This window comes from Natronoflexus pectinivorans, from assembly GCF_004345615.1.
Taxonomy (GTDB): Bacteria; Bacteroidota; Bacteroidia; order Bacteroidales; family Marinilabiliaceae; genus Natronoflexus; species Natronoflexus pectinivorans.
This window is the reverse complement of record NZ_SLWK01000004.1, coordinates 204,589-229,011: the sequence shown is the minus strand read 5'-3', so window position 1 is coordinate 229,011 and position 24,423 is coordinate 204,589. Positions and strand designations below refer to the sequence as shown.

Here is a 24,423-nt window from a genome sequence, read left to right as displayed (position 1 = left end):
ACGAATAATGAGAAAATCGCTCAACATCTTTATCGAAAAATAAAGATGTTGAGCGATTTTTTTATCCAAAATGATAAGTTGATAATCATCATATGATTGGTTGTCATGTTGTTTCAATGGAAAAATAGAACGTTGTTCCTTCACCGGGAACAGAATCAAGCCAGATATCTCCTCCCAATAACTTACACAGATTTTTGCAGATAGAAAGTCCGAGGCCTGTTCCACGGTGAACTTTGGTGTCATTGGGTTCTATTTTATGAAATCTTTTGAAAAGTTTATCCATGTTTTCTTCTTCAATTCCAATTCCGGTATCCTTAACAAAACAAACCATTTTATTTTGTGAAACAGAATAACCAAAGCTGATAAATCCCTTCTCTGTAAATTTAATAGCATTGTTTATCAGATTAAAGTATATTTGTTTTACCCTGCCTTGATCGGTGTTGATAATAATTGAATCCTCAGTATTTGGTGATTCAAGTAATAGTTGAATGTTTTTTAATTGAAGGTCAGCGTTTACCGAGTAGTGGGCTTTTATCTCCTGAAGCAACTGATTAAAATTTACTGATGATTTATAGATTACCATCTGATTTGCTTCAATGATACTCAAATCTATTATATCATTTATTAACTGCAATAGAGTATTGCTGTTTGATTGAATAATATTGTTGATGTAGGCTTGCTCCTCTTCTTTTATTTCCCCGGCTTGAAGCAGATCTATAAAGCCCATAATCGCGTTGAGAGGAGTACGGATTTCATGACTCATGTTTGCTAAAAAAGCAGATTTCAACTGATCACTTTCTTGGGCTTTAAGTTTTTCTTCTTCAAGGTCTTTTGTTCGATCTGCTACCATCAATTCCAGGTTTTGTCTATGAATTTTTAATTCCAGATTTTGACGCGAGATCCTGTCTCTTTGTTGTCGCAATGCCCGGTTGTGCTTTTCTATCTGTAAGTTGGATTGTTCCAATTTGTTGTAGGCCTCCGATAAATCATTGGTGCGTTGTCTGACTTCCGCTTTTAGTGTTGCTTCTCTTTTTTTCCCTGATAGAATTTTCAAATAATAGGCCAATACTATGATGGAAACCAACATCAATCCGAGAAGAGGCGTAAACCATTTGGTTTTCCAAAATGGTGAGGGAATTACCATTGATAATTCAAGAGTTTTGGAATTTGTCATTCCATCGCTTCGTATCCCTTTTACTTTGAAAGTGTATTTACCCGGTTCCAGATTTGTGTAGTTGGCAAAATTCCTTGTATCTGAATAAATCCAGTTTTCATCAAATGGCTCAAGAATATACATATACCGATTTTCATCAGGATCAGTATAATCTAACATTGCAAATTCAAATGATATATAAGTACTTTTGTGGGATAGTACAAATTCCTTTGACGCAGAGATGTCTGTAGCAATAGATTCGTTAAATATTCTGAGATTTGAAATTATTATCGGAGATTCATGCAATTCTATATGTATCTGTTTAGGGTTAAAAGCATTCAACCCATTATTACCTCCCATAAGTATGATTCCATCTTCTGTTTTTGAGAATGCGTTTGTTTCAAAAACGTAGCTTTGGGCTCCATAAACAGGCGGGTAATTCATGAATTTTTCCGATGCCGGGTCAAAACTACTAATTCCGCTGTGAGTTCCCATCCAAAGCACTCCGGAGTCATCTTCCAGAATATGATAGATTGTATTAGAGGGGAGAGTTTCAGGAGTAGATATGGTCGTAAATGAATTTAACTCCCTGTCAAAAAGGTTTAGTCCATCTGATTTTGTTCCCACCCAGAGACGATTCGTAATGTCCTCATATACAGCTCTTACCTGATCACCGCTGATTGAATTAGGATTGTTGGGCTGGTGCGTATGATGAATTAATTGGTCACTTTCAGGAATGTACTGAAATAAGCCTGTTGCCTGGGTTGCGATCCAGATGTTGTCAGAGCTGTCTTCGTAAATCTCAATAATGTAAATATTACTTTGTGTATCAAAAAATGAGTGATGCTTTGTCGGCAAAGGGGAAGGTTTTTTTTCAGTGGTTGAATATCTGAAAATGCCATTTGATGTACCAAGCCAAAGAAAGTCTTTGATAAATGCCAGACTGCGAATATGAGTAGGGTATCTAAATATGAATTGATTGTTTGTGCTGTGTTTACTATAAAGTCCGGCTTCGGTTCCTATCCATAAAGTTCCTGTGTTGTCCTTAACAATATCCTCAATTCTGTTGCTTCCAAGGCTTCCTTCAACTCCATCAGCCGTGTAATATGTGAAACTGTTCGATTTTTTATGGTATCTGTTTAAGCCGCCACTTTTAGTGCCAATCCATAGGTCTTCTTTGTCTGAAAAAATCGATAATATAAACTCATCATTTAATCCGTTTGCGTAATCAGTACTTTTACGCAAAACAGGGAATGTTTGCTGACGGATATCGTAATAATGAAGACCGCCAAACTTTGTACATATCCAGACTAGTCCGCAGTTACTTTCCATTATTTCCCTGATTGAATTGCTTTTCAATTCATTTTTTACATAGTTGGATGCATCAAGATGCTGATATCTATTATTATTTAAGTTGAGAATGATCAGGCCGTCGTTAGCTGAACCAATCCATAACAAGTTGTTGCTGTCAAAATTTAGGGACAGGTAGGTTGCATTATTTAGATATGAGAGCTTCTCGTCTTCAAAAGAGAATTTTTTAATGGTGTTGGTTTTTTGAAAATAACGGTAAAGTCCACTTTGTGTTGCCAGCCAAATTGTATCAGGATGATGAGAGTTTATGGCACGTACCGGGGGAAGTGTAGTATGTCTTAAATATTGTGAGGGGTTTAATATTTGGTTAATATTGGCAGATACATCTGTTGTTGACTGAGAATTCCATATTTCATTTAAATGAGCCACCCTTTTTGCTGAAATCTTTGTAAGACCGCGAAGTATTGAGGCAATCCAGATGTTGTTGTCCCTGTCAATATGAATGGAACTAATTTCATTGTGACTGGCAGGGTTTTCATAATCAGGATTATGTAGAAAGCGCAGAAATTCATGTTTGTCAGGATTTAATATGCTCACCCCATTTTGCGTAGCAATCCAAATACTTCCAAATGAATCCCGTTTTAGATCGTATAATGTATTATGAGAAATTGTTTTTTTGTTTTCCGGTATTGAAAAGAAACGTTTAACTTTTCCTGTCTTTCTGTTTAGCCTGTTTAATCCATTAGAAGTCGCGACCCAAATTTGATCAAATTCATCGCTGATAATTCGCTCAGGATAATTTGATGAGAGGGTGGATGTATCACCGGGAACGTTGTTATAAATGGTTGTTCTTTTTCCGTCGTATTTTGTTAAGCCAACAGATTCAATTCCTAGCCAGATAATACCAAGGCTATCTTGATGTATGCATTGAATAGATTGTCCGGGTAGTTTATTTGTTGCTGAAAAATGCGCAAGCTTAATCTTTAAACTGTTACTAAAGGTTATGGGCTGTATGAATTGGAATGTGTAAAAGAACACTATAACGTACAATGTTTTTTGCACATAGTCAGTTAGAAATAAATGTGAATTGCTCGATTTACACATTTTAATTGTTTTGCTTTCGGACTCTGTTTGTCGAATATTTAATAAGGACATTAACGAAATATTTTACCATCTGGTTACATTTATATGCCTATCTTATTTAATGTTTAAATTTAAGTAAATTTATCAATTATAATGTTAAGTTCTGAGCTTTTTGAAAAGTTCAGATTCTTCTTATGAAAAAGTTTGGTCTAGTGCTGTTGAAGTTTTGATAGAGACTTATGTTCATCTTGTTTAATACTCTTTGATATTCTCGGTTATCATTCTCCCTTTTCTATTCTGATGTAACGTATGTGTAAGTTTCAGAAATACATTGTGATATGTGCTTGTCTGAATTCAAAAGTACCCATGTTGAATTACATTTGATCAGAGAGGTTGACATTTTGCACCCAAGCTGCATACAAATATCACCAAAACATTAATTAATGTTAAAATATATTTGAAGAATGTTGATCTGGTCGGATTGGTTACATAGGTGTATTTAAAACAAATTAAATCTAAAATCATTGTTATGTTGAAGAAATTCGTTCTGTTTTTATTAGTGGTGGTGACGAGCTTTGGGATATACGGTCAACATACTGTATCCGGAGTTGTTACAGACTCGTCAAACGATCCCATTCCCGGTGTCTCTATTTTGGTACAGGGAACAACCAGCGGTACTATTACACAGGTGGATGGAAGTTTTTCCATTAATACAAGCATTGATGCTATTCTGGTATTTTCATTTATTGGTTTTGAAAATCAAGAAGTTTCGATAAACGGTAGAAGTGTTATTAAGGTTGTTATGGAATCTGCCTTTATGGATCTGGATGAGGTGGTTGTAGTTGGCTATGGTGTTCAGAAAAAACGACTTATCACCGGTGCAACCAGTCAGGTTTCAAGTGACGTGATTAGTGGAAGAAATACGACAAGTCCAATCATGGCTCTTCAAGGCCAGGCTGCCGGAATCAGCGTTATGCCCAGTTCTGGTCAGCCGGGAGAAAGCGCAAGAGTTACAATTCGCGGTGTTGGTACTACCGGTGATGCATCACCATTGTATATCGTAGATGGCATTGCCACCGGAAACATTGACCATTTAAATCCGAGTGATATTGAATCTATTGATGTTTTAAAGGATGCTGCATCTGCTGCAATTTATGGTTCTCGAGCGGCCAATGGGGTTGTTTTGGTTACCACCAAAAGTGGTCGTGCCGGAGTTACTCAACTTACTTTTGATGCATACGTTGGCTTTCAAAACCGGCCGCGGACCATTGATTTGCTTAATGCACAGGAGTATGCAATGATCATGAATGAGCAATATTTAAATGGAGGTGGCAATCCAAGAAATTTGCCGTTTGATGTTAATAATTTACCGGCTTATACCGAAGCTGGGCCAGCCAATACCGATTGGCTAGATGAAATGTTTGTAAGAAATGCAATTACCCAAAATTATGTGTTTGGTGCATCCGGGGGCAACGATCAATCTACTTATTCCACCTCAATTTCTTACACGGGACAGGAAGGTATTGTGGGAGGTCGTGATTATTCAAATTATGAACGAATCAGTGCACGGTTTAATTCTGAAAACAGGTTTTACGATGGTCAGCTGAGGATGGGGCATACTCTTAATATTTCGCATATAGAAAGAAATGGAATTGGCGTAGGTGGCCAATATAACAACTCTCTTAGAGGAGCTTTTAATACCAGTCCTTTAATGCCGGTTTATGATGATAATGGCGACTTCTTCAGAACGGATAATCCCGATATAACTGACCAGAACGGAAACCGATACTGGAATCAGAACGAATCGAACCCATATGCCTCAATGGTGTATAATAACAACAATGTAACAGAGGAGCAACGTTTACTGGGAAGTGTATATGCAGAACTGGACATTACGCCAAATCTTACTTTCCGTTCCATGATTGGAGTTGATTATTATAGCTCCGACAGGAGACAATTCAATCCCCAGTATAGGTTAAGTCCTCTAAATTACAGACCTAATAGCAGTGTTGAGCAGAGTATGTCCAAAGGAATGTCTTGGTCTGCTGAAAACTACCTTACTTATAATCTGTATACAAATGGGCATAGTTTCGATGTGATGGCAGGTACATCTTCCAGACAATACAAGGGTTCATGGCTCTTTGCCAGGAATACCGATTTTGTATTTAGCAGTTTGGATTATGCCTACATTAGTAATACCACTAACCTTGAAGGCAGTAACATTAATATTGGCGGGCATCCTCATGCCGAGGATAAACTACTTTCATATTTTGGACGTATTCAATATCATTTTGATGAAACCTACATGTTCAATGCTACTTTCAGAGCAGATGGATCATCAAAGTTTGCAAAAAATAATCGATGGGGCTATTTTCCTTCATTTTCAGCAGGATGGGTGATGTCCAATGAGGCTTTTATGGAACCGATTTTAGATGTGGTTAGTTTTTTAAAACTGAGAGGCAGTTGGGGACAAAACGGCAGTCAGAATGTTTCGGCGTTTCAATACATGGCTCCCATTCAGTTTACCCAGGCAAATTATGCGTTTGGAGATACAGAGGGAGTTAGTACAAGCGGATCATTTCCAAGCAGACTCGCCAATGAAGACTTACAATGGGAAACTTCTGAACAGATCAACCTAGGTTTTGATGCATTTTTGCTGAATAATCGATTGTTTATGAACTTCGACCTGTATCGTAAATCAACGAAGGACTGGCTTGTTTTGGCTCCTGTGTTAGCTACTTACGGCACTGGTGCTCCATATATTAACGGTGGGAATGTGATCAATGAAGGTGTCGAAGTAGTTCTCGGATATAATCAAAGAATCAGGGATTTAAGTTACTCCGTAAACGTAAATGGTGCCTTCAACCGCAATGAGGTGACTGAGGTGCCAACAGAGGACGGTATCATACACGGAGCCAACAATGTATTGTTTGATAATGCTCAATCTTTCTACAGAGCACAATCAGGGTATCCAATTGGATATTTCTGGGGTCTAAAAACAGACGGAATTTTCCAATCAATGGATGAGGTCAGAAACCATGTAAATTCCGAAGGAAGAGTGATTCAGCCAAATGCTCGACCTGGGGATATCCGTTATGTGGATGTAAACGATGATGGCACAATTTCCCATGCAGACAAAGTGAAAATAGGTGACCCGAACCCCAGTTTTATCTATGGATTATCATTCAGCCTTGATTTCAGAGCCTTTGATTTTTCTGTAGTAACTAATGGTGTTGCGGGCAATCAAATTGTGCAATCTTACCGAAATCACACCAATCAAAATGCCAATTATACGAGAGATATTCTTGATCGTTGGAATGGTCCGGGAACATCTAACACAGTTCCTAGGGTTACAGAAGATAATATCAATTACTCTGCATCCAGATTCTCCGATATATTTATTCAGGATGGAGACTATTTCAGGATCAGTAATGTAACACTTGGGTATGATATCTCAAACCTGATGTTTTCAGATTTCTTCAACAGGTTCAGAGTATATGCCTCAGTCCAGAATCTCTACACATTCACCAATTATACCGGAATGGATCCGGACATTGGATATGGACACGATGGTGGAGTTGGTGACAGGTATTCATCAGGCATAGATCTTGGGTTTTATCCTCGTCCGCGAACGGTGTTGTTTGGGGTGAATATGACCTTCTAAATATGAAGAATGAGTTTTTCGGTTTGAGAACTCAAACCGAAATCAGAATTACATTAACAAATTTCGGAACCCTCTGTTTTTGGGGATGAATGAATTAAAATTTATATCAGATGAAGCAATTACATTATATAATCATTGTATTGATAGCTGTTGCAAACTCTTGTGCCGACAGTTTTCTGGATACAAAAGAATTAACAAGGCAGGTGGATGAAAATTATTATTCAACTCCTGAAGAGTGCGAAACAGCACTCGTGGGCTGTTATGCTGCATTGCAGTTGATCTGGTCAGATGGAATTGCTCTTCCAAATGCTGCCACAGTTAAAGGAGATTTGGCTTTTGGTGGAACTGGAAGTGCTGATGACAGGGACTATAAAAAAATTGATGAGCACGATGTGAATATTGCACCTAGTTTTGTCGATATGTTCAACCCCAACTGGGTCAACTACTACAGAGGTATTTTTCGATGCAATAAATTGATAGAAAGAATTGATCAACCCGATTGGGGGGATAACCTTGCCACTCGCAACAGAATTTTGGCTGAAGCCAAATTTCTTAGGGCATTCTTCTATTTTGATATGGTCAGAATGTTCGAAAATATTCCTCTTTTGTTAAGAGAAAGCAGAGAGAATCTTCCTCAGGCAGATCCGGATGATGTGTACAGAGCAATTACAGAGGATTTGCTATATGCCGTTGAACACGCACGCAGCACTACTCATGGAGCCATGCCTTCTACCGACCATGGCAGAGTAACTTCGTGGGCTGCAAAGTCGCTGCTTGCCAGAGTGTATCTCTATTATACCGGGTATTATAATCAACCCGATTTGGTAGACCTTGTAAACGGAGACCAAGTGTTGGCATACCTGGAAGATGTAATAGAAAACAGTGGGCATGGACTGGTGGAGGACTTTTTCAGTTTGTGGCCGGCTGCTGCCAACTATAAAGCTGTAAGGGATGGTGGAACTTTGGTAGATGCCAACTATGCAGGAGAAACAAATCAAGAAGTTGTATTTGCCATAAAATATACTTATACCAGTAATTATGATGGAGATGTGGATGGAAACCACTGGATGGTAATGAACGGTTTGCGTTTGCAAACCTATTCCCGATTGGGATATGCAAGTGGCTGGGGAGCATCCACGGTGGTGCCTGAGTTTTATCAAAACTGGGATCCCAATGACGACCGTCGTGAGGCCTCGGTGATGGCCATTCAGGAAGAGGGAATAGCCTATAATTACATTGATGATGTCAGAGAGTATACCGGTTATTTCACAAAGAAGTATGTGCCATTTACCGATGAAAATGGTGTTCCTATGACTGAGGTCTATGAGGCTGCAAACCATATGATTGGTCAGTTTCAGGACTATTTCAGCATTCGTTTTTCAGATGTACTGCTTATGGCAGCTGAGCTGGGCAGCTCAAATGCCTTGGAATATGTAAACATGGTTAGAAGAAGAGCAGGTGTTGATGAGATATCTGCTGTTACTCGCGAACAGATTTTCGAAGAGCGAAAGTATGAGTTTGCTTTTGAGGGACTCCGTTACTGGGATTTGTTAAGGTATGATCATACTCTGCAATTTGCAGCATCTAAACTAAATTATTCTGGTGAAGTACTTGATGGTGGTGTCCCTTACACAAAAACCATTAATGGGAACAATATTCTCACGACAAGAGGTTTGTTCCAGATTCCACAAACTCAGATTACGCGATCAAATAATGTGTTAAGACAAAATCCCGGTTGGGAATAATATTTCTCGGAATTTTAATAATTACCTAAATCAAATTTGTTATGAAAAGATTAAGTTTCAAATTACTGATTACTCTTTTGGGAGTCATATTGATGACAGTTTTATCATGCAGTGATGATGACAAACCCAATGATGTTCAAACCGAGGCGCCACTATTGGGTCAAAATTTTGATTTTGTGGTGGATGGGAATAGAGTAACCTTTACAACCACTTTAAGTGGTAATGTTTGGTTTACGAATCTTGCAACGGAGGCCGATCATACAGTAACCGATGGATCAGTTGCCATTAATCTTCCATTGGCAGGTGTATATGAGTTCACATGTAGCAGGCTAGCAGATGGAGTGACTCTCACTTCAGACGTGTTTGATGTGGTCATTGAACAGGATGACCTGGATTTCCTTAATGAAGGTATGTGGTATTATCTTTCTGGTGGTGCCAATGAAACCAAAACCTGGCGTATGGATATCAATGAAGATGGGAAAACGGTCTATTTTGATGGTCCTCTATACTATAGTGGTCTGGACGGAAATCCATACTGGGCATGGGATATATTGGAAGAAGAATTACCGGTTGTAATTAACGGAACTGAAATGAGTTCATTCTTCAACTGGAGTCCTGACTATGCAAGTAATACATGGATTATGGCTCCAAAAAATTATGGAACAATCACATTTAATGCAACAGCAGGAACAATTTCAACCGATAGATTTGGTGAAATATGCAACAGCACATTTGCATTTGACCCGGAAACCATGAAACTTACTATACCAAGTTGTATTATTCCTATTGATACCGGACGTGTTAATGAGGGACAGTTTTCGGATTTGCAAAATTTAAGAATATTTACACTTACAGAGCATTCTATGCAAATTGGTGTAAAGCGCACTTATGAAGACGGAGAGGATTCTCCTTGGACACATGTGTACAATTTTGTTGTAGTAGGTCATGAGTACGCAAGAGAAGAATTTACATACTCAGAACCTGTAAATACTTCATTTACACAGGAAGATTTGGTTGGTACATGGAAGTTTGCTGACGTTGCACAAGATTGGATAGGATGGCGCGCAGAAGGGGACTGGGGAACAATAATTGAACCGAGAAGACTGAATGGTTGGTCAACAAGAGCCGAAATGGTTGCTACACTGGCTTCATGGGGTGCTGAAGATGCTGAAGACATTTTTAATGATGGAGATACTCGTGAATTTGTCTTTAATGCAGATGGTACTTGTGTGTTAGCAGGAAATGATAACACTTATTCGGTCTCTGATGGAGTCATAACATTTAGCGAGCCTCTTGATGAAGAATTTTCTTTGGTATGGATCGGGTTATCAGGTACAGAGGTGAAAGTACTGGATGTAGTGAATGATGATGACGGTAACCCTTATTCATATGATGGAATTTGGATTGGACAGCAGAATGATCAAAATAAAGAATCTAAGGCTGTTAAGCTTGTAAAAGTTGAAGATTAAACATTTTGCAGTTGAAACAAACCAGGTAAGGGAGAATAAATTCTCCCTTACTTACTAAACAAAAGATTGCCTTAATCTTTAATTATTTTGATTAATCTTAAGTCAATGTCGTTTAGTTAAGCGAAAAAACCTGACAGGTTTTTTCCGGTAACTATTGATATTATTTCTTTTATCATCCTGTCCTAGTAAGAATATCGAAACCTGTAAGGTCTTAACTAAACGATATTGAATCTTAAGTTATTAATTTTTGATTATGTTTTTATTTGCTTGATTATCATTAGTATGTGAATTTCCGGTAATGTTGTTTAATCAGCATATAATGAGGGTGCTTGCATCTAATGTCTAATCCCGAATGTCTCGGGAAAAATCTAACGACCTAATGTCAAGTGATTGTAAATTTTATTTTTAGAGGTATGAGGAAGTTTATTTGCATGTTTTTTTTATTGTTATTATCGGTTTTAATCATTTCAGCTTGTAAGGATGATGATGAGGTAGTGAATTTGCTGGAAGTTGATGTTGCTGAAATTGAGATTGAAGCTGATCAAACAACTGGTGTGTTTACAATCACTACGGATGCCGATTCCTGGGAAATTGCCAATCCCGCAACGGAGTGGTTATCACTGTCCAGAACTTCAGGTACTTCATCCATAGCCATGATTATGGTTACGGTTGATGGTAAGACTCCGGAAGTGAGATCAGCAGAACTCGTTATTAATGCAGGTAACGCACCGCCGGTAACCGTAACAGTAACTCAACTGGATTCTGAGTTTGTCTATGAGCTTACCTCCAACAGAACTTCATTAACCATTCAAAGGCTTGGAGGCAGCCAAACTTTTGATATCACTACTTCTGCACCGGAGTGGAGCCTCGAAATTGAAGGAGACTGGATTAACGTGGATAAAACTACCGGAACCGAAAGCTCGGTAACCATAACCGTTTCAGCTGATGGAAATGAATCAGGGGCAGAACGTAAAGGGAAAATTATCATCAGGGCAGAATATGCACCTCAAAGGGTTGTTGATGTGTCCCAGTTAGCTTTATATCCTTCTTACAATATTTCTCCACCGGAACCTGATATGACTGGAGTAGAAAGAACAGCCTCCGAGTTGGCTCAGGATATTATAATAGGATGGAACATTGGAAACTCACTTGAAGTTCCTTCAGGAGAAACCGGTTGGGGGAATGCAAGAACTACGCAAACTTTGATCGATGCCGTTCAGGCTGCCGGCTTTAATGCCATACGTATTCCTTGTGCCTGGAACAGTTATGCTGATCAAAATACTGCCGAAATTGACCCCAATTGGTTGGCACGCGTTAAAGAGGTTGTCGATTACTGCATTAATAATGATATGTTTGTGATTATTAATACCCATTGGGATGGCGGTTGGCTTGAAGAAAATCCATTCTACAGTAAACAAGAAGAGATTAACTTAAAATTTACTGCTTTTTGGGAACAAATTGCCACTTATTTTAGAGATTACGATGAGCGATTGCTATTTGCCGGTACCAACGAAGTGCGTGCCGACTATGGAACTCCCACCACCGAACACATCACCGTGCAGCAGTCATTTAATCAGAATTTTGTTACCACTGTGCGTTCAACAGGAGGTCGAAATGCATATCGTAACCTGATTGTTCAAACATATAATACAAACATCGACCACGGCATCAATTTCCATGTAATGCCTGAGGATAATGTCGAAAAAAGGATCTTTGCAGAAGTCCATTATTATGATCCCTACCAATTTGCTTTGCAGGAATCCGGGAGTGGTATTTATACTGTATGGGGTGAAAGTTTTATTCCGGCCGGTTCCGGTTGGTGGGGGCAGGAAGATCACGTTGACAGACAATTTGCCAGCGTAAAATCAAAATTTGTTGATAACGATATTCCTGTAATTCTTGGGGAATATGGAGCGATTCATCGAACTGCTCTTACCGGTGAAGAGTATGAGGCGCACAAAGCTTCTCGCGAGTACTACCTCGAGTATGTTACCCGTTCGGCCATTCAGCATGGACTCATTCCATTTTACTGGGACAATGGCCATCGAGGCAACAATGGATTTGCATTGTTCTTTAGAAGCAATGGAAATATCTTCGATCAGGGAGCTCTGGAAGCCTTGATGAGAGGAGCAAACGAATAATTTTTTCTCTAGTTGTTAAAAAACTCCATTTAGACCATGTCTAAATGGAGTTTTTTATTATGAACAAAATTCCTATTTTTATATGTTAGCGGGGCTTATAATTGGGTGAAAGAAATTCATAAAATCTATGGAAAAAAATATATTATGCATTATCGTATTTCTGCTCTCAATCTTGAAAATTGAAGGTCAGCAGGCAGCTAATCAGTTTCGGAGGATCGACAGTGAATCGGGACTCTCAAACAACCAAATTAATACAATTCATGCCGATAGCCGCGGTTTTTTATGGTTTGCTACAGTATCCGGATTAAATCGATATGATGGCCATTCGTTTCGTGTTTTTAAAAACATCCCGGGCGATCAGACTTCAATACCGGAAAACAGCATTCACGAAATCTACGAAGATCATTTGGGGTATCTGTGGCTTTTCACAGGAATATCAACTTTTTCAATTTATAACCCTAAAACAGAATCTTTTGGAACCGATCACGAACTTTTTTCCAAAAACATTTCCTTACCACGAACTTTTATCAATACCATAAGGGTAGATGTTGATTCAAATGTGTGGATATGCAACGATCAAATGGGACTTTATTATTACCATCGCAGAAGCGACTATCTGCAAAGATTGTATCATCATCCTGAGGAGCGTACCTCCATCTCAAGCGACAGGGTAAAGGACGTCAGGTTTAGTAACAATGGAAAAGCTTATGTGTTGCACGCAAATGGTTTGGTGGATGTTTTGGATACCGAAACTCTTCAGGTTGAAGAAACCATCGAGGCAGGCGGGGATTTTATTGTTTCTGAGGCAGGTCGTGTTTTAAAACTATTTTTGGATAGTGATGATGATATTTGGATATACTCGAATAATACACCTGATGGGCTTTTTTATATAAATCAAAAAAGTGGCGAATCGCGCCACTTTTTGCCTTCTCATCACTCAAATTCTATTTCAAGCAGATCTGTTTCCGGAGTTTTGGAAGACAGCCAGGGACGAATTTGGTTAGGAACAGATCATGGAGGTATTAACATCATCGATAAAAATGATTTTTCCATAACGGTGATAGACCATGTTCCCGGTGATGTTACCAGTCTCAGTGGCAACAGTATTACTTCACTGGAGAAGAGTCGTGAAGGGATTATTTGGGTAGGTACTTTTAAAAACGGGATAAACTATTCCCACGATCATCTCTTTCAATTTGATCTATATCGTAGCCAGCATTTTGAGACCGATCGTTTTTTTTCGAACGACGTAAACTGTTTTGCCGAAGATAGTAAAGGGAATTTATGGATAGGAACCAACGGATACGGACTTGTGTACTATGATCGCAACCTTGGTACCTTTACCACATATCGGCACAATCCGGCCAATCCCAACAGCTTAAGCAGCGATATTATTGTGTCCCTGTTCAACGATCATAATGATGATTTATGGATAGGAACATACCAGGGAGGGTTAAACCGGTTCGACGGACAGAGATTTCACCATTTCAGGCATGATGTTTCTAACGCATCATCTCTACCTGATGACAGGGTTTGGAATATTTTACGCGATAGCCAGAACCGTCTTTGGGTAGCCACATTGGGAGGGGGCTTGTCTCTTTACGATGAGCGATCCGGTGGCTTTATTCATCACCGTGAGGATGATTATAATTCAGTCAGTGGCGATTATGTTTTAACTCTTTTTGAAGATTCCCGTGGTAGTTTATGGATAGGGACTTCCACCGGTGTAACCGTTTTAGATGGTACAACACAACGATTCCGTCAGTACATGTACAATGGGGAATATGAATCAGGATTAAGCAATAACAGTGTTTTATCTTTTGCAGAAGATTTGCAAGGCAGAATATGGCTTGGTACCCGCAACGGATTGAATCTTTACAACCGTGAAACCAGAACATTCAAGGTGTTTAGAGAAGAAGACGGACTGCCGGACCACAACATCATTTCCATGCAAATTGATAAACAAGGAAATTTGTGGATTGCAACTCTTAACGGGCTTTCGAGTTTAACTCTCAATAATGAAAAGGATGTTTATGTTTTTAGAAACTATGATTTACTTGATGGTTTGCAGGGACTGGAGTTTAATGAGCACTCAACGCTTCGCACTTCAAAAGGTGAGTTGATTTTTGGCGGCGCAAACGGTTTTAATCTTTTCAAACCTGAGAAAGTTATTGATCATCATCAGCAATTCAGTGTAATACTCACTGAATTCCGACTTTTTAACCGTCCAATTGCCATAGGAGAGAATGTGGGAGGTAGAACAATTCTCCATAAAGCACTTAATCAGTCAGGGGAGATTTCACTCAGGCACAATCAGAATGTTTTTTCCATTGAATTTTCTGGATTAAACTATTTTCATCCTGAGCGAACGAGGTTTCGCTACAAGTTGGAAGGGTTTAACCAGGATTGGATTGAGACCGATTCACGCAATCGCATAGCAACATACACTAACCTCAATCCCGGAACATATACCTTCAAAGTTAAAGCAATGGGGAGCGACGGTTCATGGTCAACCGACGAAACGCATCTCAGCATCGTAGTGATCCCTCCTTTTTATGCAACCTCACTTGCTTATACCATATACTTAATCTTTTTCATTCTTTTAATCGGATCTCTGATCTGGATCATTAAGCGGCGAGAGAAAATGAAATTCCTGCGTGAGCAGGAACGAAGTGATTATCAGCGCAGCCGTGAAATGGATGCCATGAAACTTCGTTTTTTTACCAATGTGAGTCATGAGTTTCGCACGCCTTTAACATTGATTCTTTCTCCGCTGGATAATTTGTTGAAAGAGATTAAAGATGAGAATTTGTATGCACAACTGTCAATGGTTCAAAGAAATGCCCGGCGATTGCTTAATCTTGTGAACCAAATTCTCGATTTTAGAAAAATCGAGGCAGATAAAGCTTCCTTAAATCTTACTTATGGCGATTTGTCCAGATTTTTGGAAGATGCATTTAATTCGTTCCGGGATTTGTTTGAAAACAAAAAGGTAAAGTATGATTTTAAATGTGAAGTGAAGAACTATTATGCCAATTTTGATTTTGATAAAATGGAGAAGATTGTATTCAATCTTCTCTCAAATGCATTGAAATTTACCCATGAAAACGGAATTGTTTCCATGAATGTAGTCACTTATAAACCGGGCGATTCAGGTTATTCAGATAGGTTTAATAATAGAGAGTACATTGAGTTTTTAGTTGCCGATACAGGTGTCGGAATTTCTGTCGATAAACATGAAAAGATTTTTGAACGGTTTTATCAAAGTACGGAGGACGTTGAAATTGCGAACCAGGGGAGTGGCATTGGGCTGGCACTTACGCTTGAATTTGTTAAAATTCATGGGGGAACCATTGAAGTAAAAAGCGAAAAGGGAAATGGGAGCACATTTATTGTGCGCTTACCATTGGATACCTCTGTGCCCGATGATTCTCATCAGGATGATGTATTGGCAGATGAAACCTTTGAGGAAGAACAGAATGGGGTAGGATCGGTGCAGTCTCTTTCTGCTACAAAGCCCGAAGTTTTGTTAGTTGAGGATAATGAAGATTTAAGATCCTATCTGCGGAATAATTTGAAAGAGCAGTATGAGGTGTCAGAGGCTGCTAACGGGCAGATTGCCTGGGAGAAAATTCTTGATTCACCACCGCATCTTATAGTAAGTGATATTATGATGCCTGTTGAAGATGGTATTCAGCTTTGTAAAAGAATTAAAGGAGATCCCCGAACCTCTCATATTCCTGTTATATTGTTAACGGCAAAAGTCTCAAGCCAACAGAAAATAGAAGGATTGGAAGCCGGAGCAGAGGATTACATTACCAAGCCTTTTATTTTTGATGTTTTGGAGTTAAAAATCAAACGTTTGATTGAGTTGAGACTTTTATTTCAAAAAATGTTCTCCAAAAAATTTGAAATCAAACCCGGAGAAATAGGTATTACTTCTCTTGATGAGAAATTCTTAAATAAAGCGCTAAAAGTTGTTGAGAAAAATATTGGTAACAGTGAATTTTCTGTTGAAAAAATGGGTAGAGAACTGGGCGTGAGTCGTGGACATTTATATAACAAGCTTGTGGCTTTAACAGATAAGACGCCGGTTGAGTTCATCAGAATTATGCGCCTGAAAAGAGCTGCCCAATTGCTTGGCAAGAGTCAGCTCACTGTTTCTGAAATTGCTTTTCAGGTAGGATTTAATGATCCGAAATATTTCTCCAAGTACTTCAAGGAAGAATTTGGTGTGGTTCCTTCAGAATATGCAAAGAGTAATCAATAGCTTTATAGTCAGTATGATACATGAAAGGGTGTGTTCAAAACACACCCTTTTTTTGTACATTTTATACATGATGGTAAACAATTTCACCCATTTTTATATTCATTTTACCTGATATATTTTAAAATGTTAAAATATATTTGACATCAGTAAAATTTTTTTAATAGTGGTAAGGGTGGATGTCCTCCATTCAGAAACGTCTGATTGGGGGCATTCAATTACACTCTGTTTATCAAAATAATTCTAATTTAGAATCGGTATTTGATCTGTTACAAAGTAACTGTTTAAATTTAGTTCTAAAAGAATTCTATAGATTGTAGATCTATAGAATTTAGACAGATAGAATAGAATAGTTTAGAAAGATAATTAAATGCATTAATGTCCGGTAAATTTTCAGACAAGATGCTATAATGCCTGCTAATTGTTGTGTCCCTAAGGGACACATGGAATTGGGGTTAAATTTTATCTACCGATATTCTGTACCTACGGCACAGTCCCGTTAGGGACTAAAGATCGGTAATACAATTAGTTGGAAAAGAATTATTGCCTCGTTAGGGGCAAAACAACTTTTTACCGGACACTAATGAATTAGATACAACCGAGTAAATATTTTGTCTTGTCTATCGGTCTAAAAATCTAATATCTAAAAATCTATTTATTCTATTCAATATAAATTGAATCAGTCACTAAATTAACCCCTAGGAAAATGAAAAATCTGCTAATAGTTTTGTGTTGTCTATTAATTAGTTGTAAAACTACAGAACATGTAAATACAACAGACTTTACCACCATTTGTAATCCAATGGATTTGAGCTATCGTTTTGGCATGGAAGAACCATCCAGACGAGAAGCTGCTGACGCCAGTATTGTATGGTTTAAAGACAGATACTACATGTTTGTTTCTAAATCAGGGGGGTATTGGCATTCTAAGAATCTTGCTGACTGGACTTTTATTGAAACCACAGAAATTCCGGTTGAAGAATATGCTCCAACTGCAATTGCCATTGACGATACATTGTACTTTCTTGGCTCTTCCAACGATCTAAGCACGCTGTATAAATCTGTTGATCCTTTGGCTGGAACCTGGCAGGTGGCTGTTGCAGAATTGGATATGCCGGTTTGGGATCCTGCTTTTTTTCTCGATGATGACAAAAGACTATATCTATATTGGGGGTGTTCTGATGTAAACCCGCTTTATGGAGTAGAGTTGGATTATCATAATCAGTTCGCATTTATGGGAGATCCTGTCGCGCTTGTTTATGCTCAGCCGGAGCGATACGGATGGGAAGTGCCGGGTGATTATAATGAACTAATCAACCAGGCTCCGTGGATAGAAGGAGCATGGGTCAATAAAATCAATGGAGTTTATTATTTTCAGTATTCTGCACCCGGTACCGAATATAAAAGTTATGCCGATGGCGTTTACGTTTCAGAAAATCCACTAGGTCCGTTTACCTATCAATCGCATAATCCATTTGTATATAAACCGGAAGGTTTTGCGGCAGGAGCCGGGCACGGAAGTACCATCGAAGATCAGTATGGAAACTTTTGGCACGTTGGTACCATAACCATTTCCATGAAACAGGTTTTTGAGCGCAGATTAGGGCTTCATCCGGTTTTCTTCGATGAAGACGGGATGATGTATTCAATAACCCGTTTTGGAGATTATCCTTTAATTATTCCAAATCATAAGGTTTATAGTCATGATGAACTTTTCCCCGGATGGATGCTGCTATCGTATAATAAACCGGTGGAGGTTTCTTCTTCTTACGAAGGTCATCCGTCATCAAAGATGACTGATGAGGATATCAGAACATATTGGGCAGCTGAAACGGGAGGAAACAATGAATATGCCATCATCGACCTACTAGAATTATATGATGTTTATGCAATTCAAATCAATTTTGCAGAACACAATACAAATATTTTTGGAAGGCAACCCGAATTATTTCACCAATATACAGTGGAATATTCCTTAGATGGAGAAACATGGGACATGTTAATTGATAAATCCGAAAACAAATCTGATAACACCCACGATTATACTCAATTGCCGAGAAAAGTTAATTGTCGTTTTTTGAGGATCAATAACATTCGAGTACCCGATGGTCAATTTGCATTAAGTGGGTTTAGAGTGTTTGGGAAAGGTTTTGGTGACACACCTTCAGAGGTAAACCGCCTGGAAGTTAAAAGGAATGTAGAGGATAGGCGAAGGGTTCATCTTTCGTGGCCGGCATCAGATGGTGCCATTGGATACAACATCAATTTTGGCATTGACCCGAATAAGATGTATCACCATTATCAGGTTTACGACTTAACTTCGCTGGACATTAAGAGCCTGGCCATTGATTCTGACTATTGGTTTACCATTGAATCTTTTAACGAAAATGGAATTACAGAGAGCTCGTTATTGGTTGGGCCTAGATAAATAAAAAATCCATCCGGAAACCTATTGGTTTACCGGATGGATCCACACACACATTACACTAAATCCAACTTTCTACCCAATAATTTAATTCAGTTGCTGTTTTAAATTATTTAATACATCTTTTTCAATTTTCAATGCTGTTCCATGCCTTACTTCAGAAGGGAAGGAGATTTTATGGGATATCTCTTCCCAGTTTACAAGATCTGTTGATTTAACAGCTCCTATTGTCCATTCAATATACTTATCGAAATAAACAATCCAAGTTCCATCTATGTATAGAGAAGTAGGTCCTTCTGCCCAATAGTCTCCTGTAATTTGAACCAACGGTTGAGAATATGGTCCGGTTAAGTTTTTTGATGTTGCGATGTGCAATGATTTTGCTGGAGGTTCAATTGTTTCATCTTTAAAGAACATGATAAACTCGCCGTTATGGGGCACAATATGCGAATCAATAACGCTGAATCCGGGTTCGTAAAGAAGCTTTGTTTCACTGAACTCTTTGAAGTCCTTTGTCGTAACATAATACATCCTGTGATTGAGACCATCTTCTAGTTCTGAAAAAGTTTCCGGGTATAAACCGGTAATGGTTGTAGCCCAATATATCATAAACTCATCATTCTTTTCGTCGTATGTTACTTCAGGAGCCCATGTGTTTCTTGCATTTGGCTCATGTTCCATTACTGGAATGTATTGCTGTTCCGACCAGTTAATTAAATCCTCTGACCAAGCATATCCAATACCTCTTTCATTCCAGCTGACAGTCCATACCATATGATATCTTCCATCTGGTCCTTGTATTATACAAGGATCGCGCATCAGTTTATCTTCACCTGCTGTTGGTTCTAAAATAGGTTGGCCGTTGTTTAATTCGTGCCAAATCAGGCCATCTTCACTCCATGCCAGATGCAAACCACTTTCTCCATTCCCCTTAAAATAGCTAAATAGGTATTTGTTCACTTCATCTGAAGGCTGCTGGCTACACGAATTAAATAATAGAAAGAAGCCTGCAATAATAGAATAAATCAATAAATTCACTTTTTTCATACTGATTGCGTTTATATATAGTTGCTGTAATCAAGTGTTATAATAATTTGTCACTTAGTATTACCTGTTTTTTGTATGGATGGGGACTAATAAATAGGTTAATGCTTACTTAATTAAGTTCCAGATCTCAAAGGATTTGTTTGATCATTAAACTATCAAATCAGATAATTCTTCAAATCTGTTACGTAATGGCGATACTGAATTATTTGTGATCAATAAGAACCTTGCATTTCATACTATTGAATTACAAATTTATTATAGACAAAAGTATTTGGATGTCACAAATTTGAAAATGTGTAATAATTATCAAACAGGAGTAAAGAAAAGCTGTATGATGATCTGAATAATTAGCGTTACAAAGCAATGGACATACGATATCGTTTAGTTAAGACCTGACAGGTTTCGATATTCTTAGCCGGACAGCAGTGATAAATTTTAAAGAATTTGTAATGATTTTAATAATGAATTCTTTTTTTGCTTATATTAATATGTTTCTAATCAGATACCCGTAAAATAATTTATATCAAATTTCAAAAATATGGCAGTTGTATAATTAATAACTCTTTATTTTTGAAACATTTCCTTAAAACATGTTTTGTAGCAAAATACATATTAGCTTATGTATTTTTGATGCAAATATTGATGGTGTCAATTAATAATAACTTAAATAAAAGATTGTAATGAAAAGATGTTTGATTACTTTTTTAATGGTCGCACTTGGACTGCCTTTTTTGTCTGGTGCAGAAAGACCTCAGCGTGATTGGGAAGATCCGACCATTTTTACAAGGAATACCGAACCTCCAAGAGCTACTTTCTATAACTTCCCGGATGAAAGAAGAGCATTAGAGCACAACCATCAGGATTCTCCTTATTATTATCTATTGAGTGGGAAATGGAAGTTCTATTGGGCACCAAACCCCAAACAAAGAGCCAAAGACTTTTATAAAGAAGATTATATTGTCGATCACTGGGATGAAATTCCTGTTCCATCTAATTGGGAACTTCATGGATATGGAATTCCAATTTACTCAAACATCAGGTATCCACACAAAACAGATCCCCCATATATTGGAGATGAGGATAATCCGGTAGGATCATACCGAAGGGATTTTATTTTGCCAGCTGGATGGGAGAATCGTAAAGTATTTATTCATTTCAAGGCCGGAACAAGTGGAATGTATGTTTGGGTTAATGGTCAGAAAGTAGGTTATCATCAGGGTACTAAAAATCCGGTTGAATTTGATATCACTCCATTTGTACGCAAGGGAAAAAATATGATTGCTGTTGAGGCTTATCGCTGGACTGATGGCAGTTATATTGAAGATCAGGACATGTGGAGATTAAGCGGTATCGAAAGAGATGTTTATTTATATAGCACCGACGATACCAGAATTGCCGATTTCTTTTTGCGTCCTGACTTAGATAGCAATTACCGCCATGGAAATCTAAACGGGGAAATTACCATTAGAAATTATACTCCATCATCAGTTTCGAGAGTGGTTTCAGTTGCTTTGCTTGATGAAAACGGAAGCCGCATTTTTAATGAAAATCTCAATGTAACCGTTCCTGCCAACAGTGATCGTGATGTTAATATAAACAGAAGGATTCGCAATCCGAGGTTGTGGAGTGCTGAATTTCCGAATTTATATACGGTTTTGATTACATTAAAAGACAATGCCGGTAATGCTATTGAATCAACGAGTTGGCGAATCGGGTTTCGTTCTATCGAGCTCAAAGATGGGCTGCTTCTTGTAAATGGAAAACCAGTAAAAATGAAAGGGGCAAACCTTCACGAACATTGTCCAATCAACGGTCATTATGTTACCCGCGACGTCATTAAAAAAGATATAGAGGTAATGCAGCGCCATAATATTAATGCAATTCGTGCCAGCCACTATCCGCATTCTCCTGACTTATATCGTCTTGCTGATGAGTATGGGATGTATGTTGTGAATGAGGCAAACATAGAGACCCACGGAATGGGAGCTGAGCACCAAGGTTGGTATAATCGCGACATACACCCTGCATATCTTCCGGAGTGGCATGCAGCTCATATGGATAGAATATACAGAATGGTTGAAAGGGATAAAAACCACACAAGTATTTTTGCATGGAGCATGGGTAATGAATGTGGAAACGGCCAGGTTTTTTTCGATGCATATGATTGGATAAAAGAAAGAGATGTTACCCGTTTAATCATGTTTGAGCAGGCAGGTGAGCAATCCAACACAGATATTGTTGCACCTATGTATGCAGGTTTTCGATCTATCACTGAATATTCTCAGCGCGAGAATGTTGATCGTCCATATATTTTGTGCGAGTATGCTCATGCAATGGGTAACAGTACAGGGAATTTCTACAAATTCTGGGATATTTTCTATGCTGTACATCATATGCAGGGAGGTTTCATTTGGGACTGGGTTGACCAGGGTATTTTGGCCGATGATGGTTTTGGAAATAAATTTTATGCCTACGGTGGTCATATGGGAAGTGGCCATTTGCACCATGATGAGAATTTCTGTATGAATGGTTTGGTATTTCCCGATAGATCTCCACAACCTGCCTTAATGGAGGTGAAAAAAATCCATCAGAACATTAATTTTACTGAAGAGAACCTTCAAAATGGAACCATTAGAATTGAAAACCGTTTTTACTTCACAAATCTTAGTGATTATAGCTTTGTCTGGGAATTGTTGAAGAATGGAGAAAAGATTGATGAAGGAACGTTTTCATTGAATCTTGCACCTCAACAGAGCAGGGTTGTAAGGCCAGGTTTTTCCTATTCAACTCCACAAAACGGGGATGAATATCTGCTAAATGTATATGCATACACAAAGGAGGAGAGGCAGTTAGTTCCTGCCGGTCATGAAATTGCCCGCGAACAATTTATATTGACAGGAAGCGATTATTTTAACCGTGAGTTCGTTTCTAATGATGGATCATTTGAAGTGACAGAAGATGACAACTCGGTAGTAATTGAAGGTGAGAATTTCAATATTCGTCTGGATAAGCGCCGTGGAGTGCTCGGGCATTACAGGGTTGGGAATCGTAATTTGATACAGGGAGCACCAGAACCTTTCTTCTGGAGAGCTCCTGTAGATAATGATTTTGGAAACAACATGCATCGCAACAGTACTATCTGGCGACAGGCAGGCAGAAATAAAGATGTACGTAATGTTACTGTTGAAAAATCTCAAAATGAAGTCAGAATGGAGGTTCATTTCTTCCTTCGTGACGTTCAATCAGATTATCACGTAATATACACTGTAACACCTGACGGTGCTGTACGTGTGGATGTTAATTATCAGGCAGGAGTTGAAGGGTTACCCGAAATTCCCCGGTTTGGTATGGAGATGTTTCTTTCTCGCCAATATGATAATTTCACCTGGTATGGACGTGGTCCATGGGAGAACTATTCTGATCGCAAGTTAAGTTCTCATGTTGGAATTTATAACAGCAAGGTAGCTGACCAATACGTGCCTTACACCAGACCTCAGGAAAATGGATACAAGACCGATGTTCGTTGGTTAACACTTACCAATGACGACGGCTTTGGGTTAAGAATTGAAGGAATTCAGCCATTAAGTGTAAGCGCACTGCATTTTCATACCGAAGATTTTGATCCAGGTTACACCAAAAAAGGGCAGCGCACAGTTGATGTGTTTGAACGTGAAGACATCGTTCTGAATGTTGATTTTTTGCAAAGAGGTATTGGTGGAGATAATAGCTGGGGCAGTCATCCGCATCGTGAGTATAGATTACACGACGATAGCTACTCCTATTCATATATAATAAGGGCTGAGATACCTTAGTATAATGGATTTTGGTTTTTTAAAATAGAAAGACAAAGACTTTTGCTTTTTTAAGCAAAAGTCTTTGTTTGAAATTGTGGTACAGTACTTTCTTTTTTGATTGCGATTAATTTAATTAGTTGATTTTGTATTATCTATAAAACTATCATTTAAAATCTAAATGAACTTGTATAAACAGAATAATCACGTGATATTAGTTTTTATATCTTTATTGTTTAATTTATTTTAAAAGACAATGGTAAATTGATGGATGGTGTTTTGGATGTTTAAACACAAAATCGTATAGGTTAGTACTAATTATTCTTG

The 24,423-nt window shown here is 38.3% G+C and carries 9 protein-coding genes; 7 read left to right on the top strand and 2 right to left on the bottom strand.

Annotated elements, in window-relative coordinates; all coding sequences use genetic code 11:
• Positions 1 to 103: 103 nt before the first annotated feature.
• On the bottom strand, positions 104 to 3,568 hold the full coding sequence (locus tag EV194_RS07550; RefSeq protein ID WP_207915937.1) for a hybrid sensor histidine kinase/response regulator: 3,465 nt from the start codon (positions 3,566 to 3,568) through the stop codon (positions 104 to 106).
• 508 nt (positions 3,569 to 4,076) lie between these two features.
• Between EV194_RS07550 and EV194_RS07545 the strand changes: the two genes are divergently transcribed.
• The 6 genes from EV194_RS07545 to EV194_RS07520 all read left to right on the top strand — a co-directional run bounded on the left by EV194_RS07545 (position 4,077) and on the right by EV194_RS07520 (position 19,261).
• On the top strand, positions 4,077 to 7,211 hold the full coding sequence (locus EV194_RS07545; RefSeq protein WP_132433429.1) for a SusC/RagA family TonB-linked outer membrane protein: 3,135 nt from the start codon (positions 4,077 to 4,079) through the stop codon (positions 7,209 to 7,211).
• A gap of 110 nt (positions 7,212 to 7,321) precedes the next feature.
• The gene (locus EV194_RS07540; protein ID WP_132433428.1) at positions 7,322 to 8,956 is read left to right on the top strand and encodes a RagB/SusD family nutrient uptake outer membrane protein; all 1,635 of its coding nucleotides are present in this window, start codon (positions 7,322 to 7,324) and stop codon (positions 8,954 to 8,956) included.
• 41 nt (positions 8,957 to 8,997) lie between these two features.
• A complete protein-coding gene (locus tag EV194_RS07535; RefSeq protein ID WP_132433427.1) occupies positions 8,998 to 10,425 on the top strand; it encodes a hypothetical protein in 1,428 nt (475 codons plus the stop codon).
• 413 nt (positions 10,426 to 10,838) lie between these two features.
• The gene (locus EV194_RS07530; RefSeq protein ID WP_132433426.1) at positions 10,839 to 12,566 is read left to right on the top strand and encodes a cellulase family glycosylhydrolase; all 1,728 of its coding nucleotides are present in this window, start codon (positions 10,839 to 10,841) and stop codon (positions 12,564 to 12,566) included.
• A 127-nt stretch (positions 12,567 to 12,693) separates the two neighbouring features.
• Entirely contained in the window at positions 12,694 to 16,836 is a 4,143-nt protein-coding gene (locus EV194_RS07525) for a hybrid sensor histidine kinase/response regulator transcription factor (RefSeq protein ID WP_132433425.1), read from the top strand.
• Positions 16,837 to 17,539: 703 nt separating this feature from the next.
• Complete coding sequence (locus tag EV194_RS07520; protein ID WP_132433424.1) at positions 17,540 to 19,261, top strand: family 43 glycosylhydrolase; 1,722 nt, start codon at positions 17,540 to 17,542, stop codon at positions 19,259 to 19,261.
• 84 nt (positions 19,262 to 19,345) lie between these two features.
• Here the strand turns inward: EV194_RS07520 and EV194_RS07515 are convergent, their stop codons facing one another.
• On the bottom strand, positions 19,346 to 20,305 hold the full coding sequence (locus EV194_RS07515; RefSeq protein ID WP_132433423.1) for a glycoside hydrolase family 43 protein: 960 nt from the start codon (positions 20,303 to 20,305) through the stop codon (positions 19,346 to 19,348).
• A 680-nt stretch (positions 20,306 to 20,985) separates the two neighbouring features.
• Between EV194_RS07515 and EV194_RS07510 the strand changes: the two genes are divergently transcribed.
• On the top strand, positions 20,986 to 24,117 hold the full coding sequence (locus EV194_RS07510; RefSeq protein ID WP_132433422.1) for a glycoside hydrolase family 2 TIM barrel-domain containing protein: 3,132 nt from the start codon (positions 20,986 to 20,988) through the stop codon (positions 24,115 to 24,117).
• The last annotated feature ends 306 nt before the right edge of the window (positions 24,118 to 24,423 follow it).

Excerpts from the sequence above, each read along its gene's own strand:
- EV194_RS07550 (WP_207915937.1), bottom strand. The coding sequence starts at position 3,568 with ATGTGTAAATCGAGCAATTCACATTTATTTCTAACTGACTATGTGCAA.
- EV194_RS07545 (WP_132433429.1), top strand. The coding sequence starts at position 4,077 with ATGTTGAAGAAATTCGTTCTGTTTTTATTAGTGGTGGTGACGAGCTTT.
- EV194_RS07540 (WP_132433428.1), top strand. The coding sequence starts at position 7,322 with ATGAAGCAATTACATTATATAATCATTGTATTGATAGCTGTTGCAAAC.
- EV194_RS07535 (WP_132433427.1), top strand. The coding sequence starts at position 8,998 with ATGAAAAGATTAAGTTTCAAATTACTGATTACTCTTTTGGGAGTCATA.
- EV194_RS07530 (WP_132433426.1), top strand. The coding sequence starts at position 10,839 with ATGAGGAAGTTTATTTGCATGTTTTTTTTATTGTTATTATCGGTTTTA.
- EV194_RS07525 (WP_132433425.1), top strand. The coding sequence starts at position 12,694 with ATGGAAAAAAATATATTATGCATTATCGTATTTCTGCTCTCAATCTTG.
- EV194_RS07520 (WP_132433424.1), top strand. The coding sequence starts at position 17,540 with ATGAAAAATCTGCTAATAGTTTTGTGTTGTCTATTAATTAGTTGTAAA.
- EV194_RS07515 (WP_132433423.1), bottom strand. The coding sequence starts at position 20,305 with ATGAAAAAAGTGAATTTATTGATTTATTCTATTATTGCAGGCTTCTTT.
- EV194_RS07510 (WP_132433422.1), top strand. The coding sequence starts at position 20,986 with ATGAAAAGATGTTTGATTACTTTTTTAATGGTCGCACTTGGACTGCCT.